General features: G+C 39.9%; 6 protein-coding genes. All 6 read left to right on the forward strand.

The genetic code is table 11. From position 1 onward, the window contains the following. Window positions 1-126 precede the first annotated feature (126 nt). The 6 genes from CEF22_RS02080 (at window position 127) to CEF22_RS02105 (ending at window position 14,170) form a co-directional block, all read left to right on the forward strand. Window positions 127-1,911: a transglutaminase domain-containing protein gene (locus tag CEF22_RS02080; protein ID WP_100401547.1), complete on the forward strand. Its 1,785-nt coding sequence runs from the start codon at window positions 127-129 to the stop codon at window positions 1,909-1,911. An 817-nt stretch (window positions 1,912-2,728) separates the two neighbouring features. Beyond that, window positions 2,729-7,282: an endonuclease gene (locus CEF22_RS02085; RefSeq protein WP_100401548.1), complete on the forward strand. Its 4,554-nt coding sequence runs from the start codon at window positions 2,729-2,731 to the stop codon at window positions 7,280-7,282. A gap of 302 nt (window positions 7,283-7,584) precedes the next feature. Continuing rightward, window positions 7,585-8,334: an Ig-like domain-containing protein gene (locus CEF22_RS02090; RefSeq protein WP_157843135.1), complete on the forward strand. Its 750-nt coding sequence runs from the start codon at window positions 7,585-7,587 to the stop codon at window positions 8,332-8,334. Window positions 8,335-8,353: 19 nt separating this feature from the next. After that, window positions 8,354-9,769, forward strand: coding sequence for a putative Ig domain-containing protein (locus tag CEF22_RS02095; protein ID WP_100401550.1), 1,416 nt, complete (start codon window positions 8,354-8,356; stop codon window positions 9,767-9,769). A gap of 19 nt (window positions 9,770-9,788) precedes the next feature. Further along, a complete protein-coding gene (locus CEF22_RS02100; protein WP_100401551.1) occupies window positions 9,789-11,738 on the forward strand; it encodes a hypothetical protein in 1,950 nt (649 codons plus the stop codon). Window positions 11,739-11,773: 35 nt separating this feature from the next. Further along, window positions 11,774-14,170 carry an RCC1 domain-containing protein gene (locus CEF22_RS02105; RefSeq protein WP_100401552.1) on the forward strand — a complete coding sequence of 799 codons (2,397 nt, stop codon included), beginning with the start codon at window positions 11,774-11,776 and terminating at the stop codon, window positions 14,168-14,170. Window positions 14,171-14,313 lie beyond the last annotated feature (143 nt).

Here is a 14,313-nt window from a genome sequence, read left to right on the forward strand (position 1 = left end):
CGTATGATGGTAAAATGTAATCATTATGGACTAGTTTGGATGTAGAGAAATAATTTTATTCGCTGTAATAGTTTATCAATTGCGTAAAGCGGGACAAGGGACCTGTCCCAAGAGAGGGGTTTTATTATGAGAAATCTAGCTTTTGCGTCTTTGCTACTATGTTCTAGTGTGTTGCCCGCTTCTGTTTCTGCACAAGAAGAAGCTCGCGTGATTCATGGAGAGTGGTCGAATCCTTTACATGAGACTGAGCCGGTGCTGCCAGACGGGAGTATGAAGTTTCAAGCCGCTGCTACCGACCCTAGTGTAGAGGTGTTATCTTCTGCTCTTGAAGCAGCTTTGTTACAAAGGAAAACGAATTTTACCGTTGATTATTCTGGAGATTTCGATGGGGTAATAGAAAAGGCTCAGCAGGCGTTTCAATCTGTTCTATTAAAACATGAATATCTGAACTATGATTTGCAAGGTTATCGTTTTTCGGCACGAGGATTCGATGGAAACATCAAGTTAACATTTAACGTAAATTATTATCAAACAGCTGAGCAAGTGGCGTTTGTCGATCAAAGAATCCAACAAATTCTTGATGAAATTATTAAGGATGGCATGAATGATCATGAGAAGGTAAAGGCAATCCATGATTACATCGTTTTAAATGTTGAATATGATACAACGTCTGATCAAGGAGTAAACGCCCCTTATTTTGCACTGACAGAAGGAAAAACATTGTGTAACGGCTATGCGATGTTAATGTATGACATGCTTACTGAAGTTGGAATTCCCGTTCGTCTCATCAGTGGTGAAGCCGATGGAATTGGTCACGCATGGAATTTAGTTCAATTAGATGGAAAGTGGTACCATTTGGATGCGACATGGGATGATCCGATTCCTGATAAAGCAGGACGTGTTCTTTACAACTATTATTTAGTGTCAGATGAGATGATTGATGATGACCATTTGTGGCAAGCGGGAGGATTAAATGGCTATGAGCGACCTTATCCGACAGCAAATGCCGATTACGCTGATGCATTGTTCAAGTTGGGCTATGATCAGCTAGCGAAAAGTTTAGATTTACATTATTTATCTTCTGAGTTTACTAGTCAAACAGATGAGGAGTTTGTTCATCTTGTTTCTAGTCAGTTCGATAAGATGGCCGAAGAATTTTCACTTCGTTTTATCATAAAAGCTGATAACATCAAAGAGAAGCTAGACGGATTAATTCAAACGGCAGCGAGGCAAACAGGTGCCACAAGCTGGAGATATAACTGGGCAGAATATTCTCGTACAGAAGCCAATGATTATATTGTTACAATTGCTGATATCCAATATAGCAAAGAAGTCCTTGGTCTTGAGATGTTAAGGCTGCCTGACAAAGCACTGGAACAGGGAGAACAAATTCTGCTAATAGTTGCGGCCAAGCTGAGCAATGGAACGGAGATGGATGTTACAGATCAAGCCGTATTTACAGTTGCTGATCCAACAATCGCTTCAGTCGAGAACGGCTATTTAACGGCCAAAAATGCTGGATCAACTATCGTTAACGTCAGCTTTCAAGGGAAACAAACAAGTTTTTCTATCGATGTAAAAGAGGAAAGAGAAGAAATTACATACCCGATGAATGGTTATAAGCATTTCGGCGAACAAAGCAATGTCGACCCGAACAAAATATGGACGATTATATTTAATAACGATATAAAAAACAACTTTAGCGATTCCCAAATATACGTCGTCAATCGCTTTGGCGAAAAAAGTAACCAGCTTATCAAGCTAGAAAACAGCAAAACCTTAAAAATTTATCCCCCAACTGGAGGATACACAAAAGGCGAAAACTACTACCTCGTCATCGAAAAATCGTTACAATCAATCAAAGATAAAAACTTAAAAGAAGCCATTACTTATAAATTTACTATTAGATAGTGGGACGAAGGGACAGGCCTCTTGTCCCTTTGAATATGTCAAAAGCAGCAAGCCATTTAGTTGGTTTGCTGCTTTTGTTGTTTTTATGGAGGAGCGGGACGAGGAATTTGCCTTTATGCCCTTCTTTTATTTTCTTTTGTTTCTTTTTGTTTGATTAGGATTAAGTGTGAAATTATAGAAATAAATTCTTTTGTTAACATTTAATTTACAAAAAATTAAAAATAATGCCTGAATAGTATTTACATTACATTGGTAATTTTGTCTGTGGGGAAATAAGTTTTATGGTAATTATTGCTGATAGCACGCCGTATGCGATGAAAGTCGCTTGTACGGTGTAGGCCCAAATCGAAAACCAATACAAAAATAAAAAGGTATAAGACGGGAATAGCACAGTAGAAGTAGCACCTGAAGATTTTGGTGGTACAGCTGAAGAGCCGAAAGTACATGAAGGGAGTGTCACAGTTGACCTTTCAAATGTCACAGAATTAGGAAATGCTGAAATTAAAGGTGACTTAATCCTAACTGGAACATTGGATGAGGATATTAACATCTCTAATATTAAAGTACAAGGTAATTTAGATCTGTCTGCAGTTGAAGGGGATACTATGAATCTATTGGAGGACATTACTGTAGTTGGAGAGACAATTTTATAATTTTTTAAAGACAAAGCCTTCCGCTGTTAGGGCAGAGGGCTTTGGAGTTTATTGGCATAATCAAGCATGTGAGCTAGCACGAAGATTTTCAACGACATAATTTTAGGATTAAATGGTTATTGTAGGTTTTTAAAATTATAATTAAATTGATTGGAGCAGAATAAATGAAGACCAAGCAGTTTATGAAAAGTTTGAACATTGGATTAGTCATTTTGTTATTTATTAGCCTTTTTACACCAATGAATGCTCAGAAGGTAAGTGCCGAAAGCTTCATCACTGTTGCTGATGCAATTGAGAACAATACCGGAACACAAACAGTCAGAGGTTATATTGTTGGTTTTGTTAAAGGAACTACAAGTGTAACGAGAACACCAGATGAATTTGGCGATACAAATATTGCTATAGCAGATACAGCTGAAGAAACAGACACAAATAAAATGATTTACGTACAGTTGCCATCTGGGGAATTAAGAAACAATTGGAATTTAAAAACCAATCCTCAGTTGCTTGATACACAAGTAGATATTACGGGGGCATTAACCGCCTATTATTCTCATCCGGGGTTGAAGTCTACAACTAGTATTACAAAAGTGGAGAGTGATCCAGAAACTCCAACTGACGAAACAAAGGTTCAAGCAGTGAGCGCTTCTCCAGCAGCATCAAGTGTAGTTGCTGGTACGGAAGTGGCGCTTTCTACACAAACAGAAGGTGCCAATATTTATTATACGACTGATGGAACAGAACCAACTGTTGCAAGTACATCTTACAGCAACCCAATTGTTATTGATAAAGAACTGACAATAAAGGCATTTGCTCAAAAAGATGGGCTTGAAGATAGTGAGGTAAGTACATTTACTTATACGCTATTACAAGAGCAGTCAATTGCCGATGCACGCACAAAATCGCTTGGTGAGGAAGTAGTCGTTAAAGGAATCATCACAGCTAAGTTAAAAAACGCGATTCAACTTCAAGACGAAACAGCAGCCATTGCCGTACGTCCAACATCATTAAGTGTGGAACTTGGTGAGGAAGTAACGATAAAAGGTACTCTGAAGGAATATAGAAGTCTATTACAAATGGATCCAGCTACGATCGTAACAAAGGGGGAGAATGTAGGTGTTCCCACTCCTTTAGAGGTTACCGCTGATGAAGTCAATGAAGACAATGAGTCCAAATTGGCAATGATTAAAAACGTTACAATCACGGCTGACGCTGGTTCAGGCAACTACACAGCTACAGCGGATGGAAAGACTGTAACAGTTCGTGATGAAAACGGTGTTTTGGGTCTGACTGTCGACACAAAATATGATTCAATCACAGGGATTGTTTCTCAATTTGATGCTACTTATCAAATCATCCCGCGCTCAGAACAAGATATCGTAGTTGATAGCTCTGTGATCCAATCGGTTTTTGCGAACCCAGGTAGCGGCACATTTGTAGGTGGCACAACAGTTACATTATCTGTAAACACTGCTGGTGCTGAAATTTATTACACATTAGATGGTACAGAACCTACAAAAGAAAGCACTAAATATACAACAGCGATAGAAATTACAGAAGACACAACAATTAAAGCAGTAGCAATTACAGCAGATGGTTCTTCTGAAGTAAAAACGTTTGATTATAAAATCACAGATAGCTTACAAATCCATGATATTCAAGGAGCCAGCCATAAATCATCATTTGATGGACAAACGGTAGAAAATCTTCAAGGTGTTGTGACATATTCCTTCCAATTAGGAACAGCCAATTATTATCACATCCAAACACCAGATGAACTTGCAGATAATGATGCAAAAACATCTGAAGGAATTGTCCTTTACAGTGGCAAAAGTGCTTGGCCAATTCAAGTGGGCGATTTAGTATCTGTTACTGGTAAAGTCAGTGAATTTGCGATTGATGGGTTCAATGACCGTCAAACAACAGATATGAAAACGACACAAATCAATGTTCGGGATGATCAAGGCGGTAAAGTTGAAGTCGTAAAAAACAATGTGGAGTTACCAGAGCCAATTGTAATTGACGAAACTAATTTACCGACTCGACATATTGATAGTGATGAACTAGCTAAATTTAATCCAGAAGTAGATGCGATTGATTTCTGGGAAAGCTTAGAAGGTATGCGTGTAGAAGTCGGCAATGTGAAAGCTGTTGCTCCACAAGAGCATGGGGATTTAATTACAGTCCTTGAAAACAGACAAACAAACTCCTTACATGGTGGCGTATTATTAGAAAAAGATAACCAAAACGCAGATCGTATCCAATTCCGTTTAGAGCCGAACAAACCAGCTCGTGACTTTGAAGTGGCAACTGGTGATAAATTTACAGGACCGATCACAGGAGTAGTAGGATACTCATTCCAAAACTACAAAATTTACGTTGGATTAGATAAGATGGAAGCTGCTCATGAAAAAGGTAAGGCAACACCAGAACAAACAAAGATTGTGAAGGATGATAAGAAGTTAACAGTTGCTTCTTATAATTTAGAAAACTTCTCAAATAATAAACAATCTACAACAGATGATAAAGCACAAAAGCTAGCAAGAGCGATTGCTAAAGATATGCAAAGCCCTGATGTTGTTGGCGTGACGGAAGTTCAAGATAATAACGGTCAAGATGCTGGTGATTCAAAGGCAGACCAAAGTTATCAAAGATTAATTAATGAGATTGCAAAAGCAGGTGGACCAACATATAAGTATGCCAATATCGATCCTGTGAACGACCAAGATGGTGGTGCACCAGGAGCAAATATTCGAGTTGGTTTTTTATACAACCCTGACCGTGTGTCGTTAACAGAAGGTATGTCTCAAGGGAATGCAACGACAGCCGTTGGATATGAAAATGGTAAATTAACGCATAACCCTGGTCGTATTGATCCAAACAACAGTGCATTTAATAGCAGTCGTAAGCCATTAGCTGCTCAGTTTGATTTCCAAGGGGAAAATGTTATTGTGATTGCGAACCATTGGAACTCTAAAGGTGGAGATACGCCATTATTCGGTTCACAACAGCCGCCTGTTTACGGAAGTGAAGTACAACGTAAGCAAATTGCTACAGTGGTAACTAACTTTATCAAAGATGTAAAAACTGAGAATCCAAACGCAAACATTGTTTCTCTTGGTGACTTTAACGACTTCCAATTCTCTGATGCGTTAAAGATTCATGAAGGTGAATATATGACGAATATGATCAACAAAGTAGAGACATCTGATCGTTACACATACGTATATCAAGGGAACTCTCAAGTATTAGATCATATTTTAGTATCTAACAACCTTGAGAAAGCTACAGAAGTTGATATTCTTCATATCAATGCCGATTTCACAGATATGGCAGGACGTGCAAGTGACCATGATCCAGTACTAGTACAAGTTGATTTGAAAGGTGATGGAGAAGTGACTCCAGAACCAATCAAGCCTGAAAAAGAATACAATTTAACTAATTTTAAAACAAAGAAATTAACAATTAAATCACCAAGCGTAGCTATTAACTTAGATGATTCATCTGTAATTACAGAAGGTATTTGGTTAACAGGTGCTTATGCTCAACTTGAAGGTGCTGGCTTAAGCAAAACAAAAGTAATCATTCAACCAAAAGCAGCAGGTGCCATCATTGACTTCAAAGGTGCCGATGTAAGTGAAGTAATCATTGATGGTAAGAACGTGAAAGAAATTAGAGGCGCTGAAAACATCATTGAAAAAATTAAATACGAAAATGGCGCAACACCTGATTCTATTAAATTCACAGATTCAAAAGGAGAGCCAATTGGCTCTCCTTCTTTGCCTAGTGAAAATAAAGCTCCTGTGTTAAAAAAGGAATTTACGAATCGCACAGTAAAAGTGGGGGAAACGATTTCTTTACGCTTATCCGATCATTTTTCTGATCCTGACAATGACCCTTTAACGTTCACCTCTACGAAAGGGAAAATTGATCAGGCGACAGCTACTCTTACACTAGCACTTGAAGAAGGAAGCCACCTTGTTGCGGTGACGGCTACAGATGGAAAGGCTAGCAAAACAGGGAGCTTTGGTGTGACTGTTAAAGCAGAAGAAACGCCAGTTGATGGTTATTATAAAGATGCCTATGGGAAAACAGGAAGCAAGTTGAAAGTAGCTTTACATGAAATTATTGATGATCATAAACAACTATCTTATGATACAGTGTGGGAAGCGCTAAAAGAAACGGATGAGGACCCTAACAACCCAAATAACGTGATTTTACTTTACTCGGGAAAATCTCGTTCAAAGAGCTTAAATGGCGGAGATATGGGCGATTGGAACCGCGAGCACGTTTGGGCGAAATCACATGGTGATTTCGGAACGAGTAAAGGTCCAGGTACAGACATCCATCATTTACGTCCGACAGATGTTCGTATCAATAGCACGCGAGGGAACTTAGATTTTGATAACGGTGGAAGTACCGTAAGTGATTGTAACGGTTGTTATCGCTCATCTGATTCATGGGAGCCACCTGATCGTGTGAAAGGTGATGTGGCTAGAATGATCTTTTACATGGCGGTTCGCTATGAAAGTGGAGATCGTGTCGACCTTGAGTTGAATGAGAAGTTAAACAACGGAAAGAACCCATACCATGGCAAAAAGTCCGTTCTATTAGAATGGCACAAACAAGATCCAGTCGATGACTTTGAAAGAAAAAGAAATGATACGATCCAAAAATGGCAAGGCAATCGCAATCCTTTCATTGATCAACCTGAATAGGCCGAAGCGATCTGGTGAAAAGGTTAAAATCGGAAAAAAATATATACTAGACATCATTTTGAAATCAGAAAAGCAAGAGCAGCAACCTATTCAATTGGTTTGCTGCTTTTTCTATTTTTATGGAGGGGAGGGACAATGGACCTGTCCCTCCGTCCCTTGGATTCTTTGGAATAAATTATTAACATTTTTCTATTTTGGCCGATATATTTAAAGAAAAGGAATAAATAGAGTTGGTTGTTAGAATGGCGGAGAGGGGGAAGGACACTTATTCAAGTGTCTCTAACTAAATAATGATGAAAAAGATGAAATTTCTAGCCTTGTTGCTCTGCTTTAGCTTTTTGCTTCCGACGATTTCTGTCCGAGCTGAAGAGAAAGCGGTTGTTGGCGTTTCTACTGTTTATGAAGAACGAAGAGGGGTCAATGTGGACATAGGCATTTATATTCACAGCAAGGAAAAGCTAGCGGGTGGTTCGTTGGATCTTGTTTATGATAAAGATCTACTGACTGTTTCAAAAGCTGTCGTTGGTGATCAAATGACAAGCTATCTTAGTTCGACCAATGATGACCAACCTGGGAAAGTGTCCTTCGTGTGGGCTGATGAATCTGGGGAAGCTCTTGAAGGAACGTTGCTCACGGTTTCTGTTCGTTTATCTAAAGCTAGCGAGACGATTCCATTGAAATTGGAAAATGTTCAATTGTTTAGCGAAGGTCTTTCACTCGTTCCTGTTGATCTATTAGATGGCAGCATTAAACCATTCAAAGGGGACAAGCAAAAACATCCTTCCAAAGTAAAAGGTGATAAACAGTGGACGATTCGCTTAAACAATGAATTTCGGACAGCTACCTTGAACAAACACACTGTAAGAATGAAGGATAGTAGAGGATATGAAGTAGATATCATCATCAAAAAGCGTGATAACAAATCATTTACAGTGCAGCCAAAAAGCACGTTATCCAGAGGGAATTATACGTTAGAAATTACTGAACAACTTCGCTCCATTAAGGGCAATAAGTTAAAAACAGCCATTCAACGTGAATTCACTGTAGAGTAAGGAGGGAAGAGGGATCACGATGAAGCATTTTAAACATATAGGTATGTTCTTTTTAGTAATGTTATTTACAGTATTATCAGCTGTTTCGACACAAGCAGCAGCTGATCCGATGCTGGAAGTGGGGGAAGTTCGCTCGCTTGGACAGCAAGCGAAAGTGCCTGTAATTATTCGCAATACCTCCTACCTCACATCCGGACATGTGAAAGTTTCTGTTCCAGCGACGAGCAAAGGAGCGACATTAGCCAGTTACGAGCCAGGTGCTCTGTTTGATGAGGACCTATTTCGGACCGAATCTCACATAAATAATAATAGCTTAACGATTGACTTTTATTCGCAAATAGGTAAAGAACAAAGACTGATGGGGAACGCGGTTGTTGGGTACATCACTTATAACCTGTCAAGCGAGTTTACACCAGGCAAGTCGATTCCGTTAGAGGTTGCGAATCTAACAGCAACAGGCCAACGCGGATTGGATTTGAACATTCAACCGCTTCACGGAAAAATTGAACATAAAATGCCAATTGGCGATGTCGTTGGAAAAAATAAAGTAACAGCCGCTGGAGCGATTCGAATTTTACAGCACTTAAATGGAAATTACATCACGAGCCGAGAACAATTTTTATCTGCCGATGTTGATGCAGATGGGGTGTTGACGCAAGTAGATGTCAATTATATTTTAGATTACACCACTGGGAAGCGTATGACATTTCTAGCGATGGTAGCAAAAGATTTACAAACAGGTGTTGTGAAGAGTGAATACGCGGAACAGGTCGAAGCGGTACATGGTCGAGCACCATATACATATAAGCGTCGTTCCGGCTCTATGCCGTCTGGTTTGCAACTGAATGAAACGACAGGAGAAATCAAAGGAACGCCAAGTCGTGCTGGTGATTATCAATTCACCATTCAAGTGACAGACATCGTTGGTGATGTATCTGAGCGTTCCTATTCAATGAAAGTCATCGACTCCAACATCAAATCAGTCGAACCACTCGAGCCGATTAACGTCAAACGTGGCGAAACACCGGACCTTCCAAAAGAAGTGATGGTCACGTATAAAGACAATACAAAAGGTAAAGAGAAAGTGACATGGGGACCAGTCGATACATCTAAACTAGGCGAAACATCCGCCAAAGGTGAGATTGGTAACACAGGCTTCATCGTGACAGTGAAAATTCATGTGGTGGATGAGAATTATGTGCAGAACATTACGGTCGAACATTTCGAACTATTAAGCTTGCATACGATTACGGTACAAGCGACTAACCAAGTCTACACAGCTAAAGTAGACAACAACATGATGCACTATGAAGGAGATAACCGATTTAGCTTAGTAAGTGCGGATTATCCAAAAGGGGCAACAGTGACGCTTCGACTTTATGATAAGTATGGCAATTTACTAGAAACGAAAGTTCATCGTTTAATAGCAAACTAAAATCAGAAGGAGGATTATTATGAAGCACGTAAAGAACATGTGGAAACTCGCATTGATTTTTCTGCTTACTGTGACAGGCTTGTTTGTGAGCTCTCTCCATGCTGAAGCAGCAGCGAAGCCATATTCGTATGAATTTATTTCAGATAGTACGAAAGTATTCAATCAGATTGATGGAGCCAAAACCCTCAAAATTACTTTAGATAAACCTTTAACAAAAAATGTCGACTCAAGTAAATTAAGTCTTGAGCATGTGGGAGACACGACGAAAAAGATTAACATTATTGACACAGTAACAGGAACTCAAGGATCAAACGAGGTGACTGTTACCTTTAAAAATTTGGAGTTTCTTGATTATGCAGCTAGCCTAGACTATCAACTAGTTATCGAGAAGGAGACACTTCGTTTTGACCAGCTTAGTGATTATGTCCTTCCTTTTAAAATTTATGATTTATTACCAGGGTTTAAGTCTACATTTATTGATACACCTGCGACAGATTTAAACAAATATGTATTAAAGAACAACGCACCGCGTGATGTTTTCGTTCATATACCAAAAATGTTTGTACAAGAAATTCAGACGATTCACCATCAAACATTAATTGATGGGATTACACAACCTTCTTTAACGAACATTGACATTTTAACGGACGAAGAAGTATCGAGGATGAAAGTGACTTTTCGAGGTAACGCAGACTATAGTCGTGATTTGTCTTATCGTGAGGATGTAAAAGGTTTTTCGATGGGACAAGCAGGAATTGAGGCAATGCCAGGGGCGGAGCTATCAGATGAATTTAGCCTCAAGTCATATAGTGCGACCGGACGTTACCTTGGGGAAAGAAAGTTCAAGTTAAGAGCAGCAGAGACGGCCCAAGATGGTAAACCATCTGCAACTGTGATGATTAACGATTATATTAAGGCATTCGAAAAGAAAAACTTTGGTACGACTTTTACATTGTATGAGTTGATGGAAGACAAAGCTTTACTAACTGAAATTATGAAACAAATACCTGTAGAGGAATTAAACTCACTAGGTGTTACGTATTCTGTTGGCGGAAATACAGCGACAGTTAATAATCTCGAAGAATTAAAGATGGTATTAGATAATCCGCGATTTAGTACGATTAAGCTTGGTGCTAATATTAATGAGGATATCGAAGTGAATCGTTCAGTTACAATTATCGGGAATGGTAACTACTTCAAATCGCTTAAATTACAAGGGGCGGATGTTCACGTTCGTTTAGATGATCTTGTTATTCTAAATGATTTAACTGTAGATGTTGGTGCAAATGGTACAGCTATTTTCGATAAAAATAAAGTGAATGGTACAACGACAATTATTAGCGGCGGTACAAATTCTGTTCACTTGAATGATTTTGAATCTACAGGTGGTATTACTCTTAAGAACACCACGCCACTGCGCATCGTCTCAGCGACAGAAGCGCCAAAGATTACAATGAATGGTGCTGGAGCAGTGACGTTAGAAGGTGTGTATAGAGATATAGCAGTTGACCCACAGGCAACATCGCTTACATTGAAAAACAATACGATCATTAATGGGGCATTTACGGGTCACTTAGGCTTAACAATTAACATCCCAGCAGGTTATGACCGTTCCAAGATAGAAGGTCAGGGAAATATTGTAGAAGAAGTTCCAGTTCCAGGTGCGAAGCCGATTGTTGCAAAAGTGTACGGTGAGGGTGTTAGTAACATGGTATCAGATTGGCAGTCTTTAGGTGAGAATTTGACTTTTGACAATATTAGTGATATTCCAGCAGGATTAACATGGAGTATTGAAGATTCGAAAGTATTCGGTGGAGATTCAACTATTACATTTGATAATGCAAGCAAAAATTTAAGAATTTCAGGTGTGTCGCTTAGCGGAGAACCAGTAACGAAAGAGGTAGTATTAATAGCGGAAGATACTGAAAAAGTATATAAAATCCAAATTGCTGTTACGGTTGAACCTTAAATTAAGAATAGGATCTAAAAGGGGGTGTCGCTGCATTGTTTATTCAATTAAAAAGAACGTTCGTGATGCTTGTTGCACTAGTATTGCTGACACCGCTTTTCTCACCATTTGGTGAAAAAGCGGCCGCATACGGTGTTATGAATCATGAACGGGTCGTGGATGCAGGAAATAAGCATTTTGTAATATTGAAGGAAGATGGAAGTGTATGGAGTTGGGGAGACAATACATTCGGGCAGTTAGGATCGAATGGTATCAGCCCTAGCTCTAATAAACCAGCACCGATTCAAAAACAGGACGGCAATCGTTTATTAAATATTAAAGCGATTGCTGCAGGTGGTGACCATACAGTTGCCCTTGATAATAACGGGAATGTATGGACGTGGGGCCGCAATGCGTATGGCCAATTAGGACATTCAGCCAGTGTAAAAAAGAATGAACACCCGACACAAATAAAGGAATTGTCCAATATCATTGCTGTCGCAGCAGGTGATCATCATACGTTAGCTGTTGATGTGAGTGGACAAGTGTGGGCGTGGGGCCGTAATGCTTACGGTCAGCTTGGCTCAAGTGTTGGCAGTACAATGATCACACCGACACTAGTATCATCTGTTTCTAATGTCATTGCCGTTGCTGCAGGAGCAGAACACTCGGTTGCCTTGAAACGTGATGGTACAGTGTGGGCATGGGGGCGTAATACAGTCGGTCAGCTCGGAAATGGAGAAACGACAGATGTCAATTATACTCCGATGAAAGTGCCAGGTTTAACGAATATTATGGAAATTGCCGCCGGTGCCAATCACACAGTCGCGTTAAAACAAGATCGCACAACGGTGTGGGCGTGGGGATCGAATTCTTACGGTCAGCTCGGTGATGGTGGTCGTGAACAGAAGTTGTACCCAATTCAAGTAGAAGGCATGACTAATGTGGAATCAATCTCCACTGGTGCGAACCATACGATGGCGATTAAAGAAGGTGGCTCGGTTTGGATGTGGGGGCGCAACGCTTCAGGTACACAATCCATTCGTACGACACCGATTCAAGTGAAAGGCATGACTAATGCCGTGGCTATCGGTGGTGGTGGTTATGACTTTGATGACTATACATTAGCAATCAGCCAAGAGGGTACGGTTTGGTCATGGGATAAGATGTCCTCTGACTCAACAACGAAACTACCAATCTTTAAACAAGTGTCTGGTATCGATAACGTGATGAGATATAATGAGTTCCCGTTCGTTCAAGGGGGACAAGTGTTACTCCGTTATATTGGTGATGCCAATACAAATAGCGTGAAAGTAAACGGCAGTTTTAACGACTGGGTTGACCTTCCTTTGCAGAATGTCGGTGGGAATGTATGGGAACTACAAGTCAATTTAGCGCCAGGAGAATACAATTATGGTTTTATCGTCAATGGCAAATGGACGCTTGACCCATTGAATCGACGGAAAACCGTGGATGATTTCGGTAGTCCGTTTAGTGTGCTGAAAGTGTTACCTTACGCTACGACAGGACCAAGCATTGATAACAGGGAAGTGACGTTTATTTATGATAGCTATGCGGATCATAATAAATTGGAGCTCGATGCTGAAACTGAATATGTGGCCGTTCGTGGTAGTTTTAGTAACTGGGTGGAAATCCCATTAGAGAAGCAAACGAATAATACATGGACGTTAACAAAAACGATTGAGCCTGGCGATTATTACTATACTTTCGTCGTTCGTGATAAGCGAAACTCGAATGCAGTCGAGCGGATTGATGCATTGAACCCGAATATTGAAACGAATTCAGTCACAGGTTTAACGCGCAATAAGCTCCATGTAGATGAAGAGTTAGTGATTAAAGTGCCAGTCACAGGTATTACAGTAGATAAAGGACCTAACCTCGATCTAGTCGTTGGTGAACAAGAAACGATTCGTGAAACAGTTCGTCCATCGAATGCATCGAATAAAAACGTCATATGGACATCTAGTAATCCATCAATCGTCAATGTTGATGCAACTGGTAAGCTCACCGCGCTGTCAAAAGGAACAGCCGTCGTCGCTGTTTCCACAGTGGACGGTGGAAAGATTGCTATGGTGAACGTAACGGTAAATGAGCGTGACAATGCCGTATCTTATCCGCGTGTTGGATATAAAGATCAAGGTCATCGTACAGGTGTTAGTACAAACAAATCATGGAAAATTTCATTTAGTGAAGAGCTTGATTGGTCTACGGTTCATTTGCAAAGTGTTTATGTGTTAAATGATTCAGGTGTGAAAGTACCAATTGCCCACATCTCAAGGAATAATGGCCGAACGCTAGAATTACGACCAGCAGATGGCTTCCAATATCAACGTGGGGCAACATACTATCTATTTGTTGAAAAAACGGTACAAACGAAATATGGAAAAGCATTAAAAGAGCCGGTCCAAATGAAATTTACGATTGGGTTGTAAAAGAAAACTCCTGCTGAGAAGCATTTCATTCTTAGCGGGAGTTTTTTTATTTTGGAAAAAAATCGAAGAACCAGCTCTTAAAGTGAAAGAACAGGCTAGAAAGTCGAAGAAGTTGCTCGTAAAGTGAAAGAACAGGCTAGAAA

Source organism: Bacillus sp. FJAT-42315 (assembly GCF_002797375.1).
In the GTDB taxonomy this organism is placed as follows: Bacteria; Bacillota; Bacilli; order Bacillales; family Domibacillaceae; genus Bacillus_CE.

Bases quoted from the DNA above. Each gene is read 5' to 3' on its own strand.
- CEF22_RS02090 (WP_157843135.1), top strand. From the start codon at position 7,585: ATGAAATTTCTAGCCTTGTTGCTCTGCTTTAGCTTTTTGCTTCCGACG.
- CEF22_RS02100 (WP_100401551.1), top strand. From the start codon at position 9,789: ATGAAGCACGTAAAGAACATGTGGAAACTCGCATTGATTTTTCTGCTT.
- CEF22_RS02080 (WP_100401547.1), top strand. From the start codon at position 127: ATGAGAAATCTAGCTTTTGCGTCTTTGCTACTATGTTCTAGTGTGTTG.
- CEF22_RS02095 (WP_100401550.1), top strand. From the start codon at position 8,354: ATGAAGCATTTTAAACATATAGGTATGTTCTTTTTAGTAATGTTATTT.
- CEF22_RS02085 (WP_100401548.1), top strand. From the start codon at position 2,729: ATGAAGACCAAGCAGTTTATGAAAAGTTTGAACATTGGATTAGTCATT.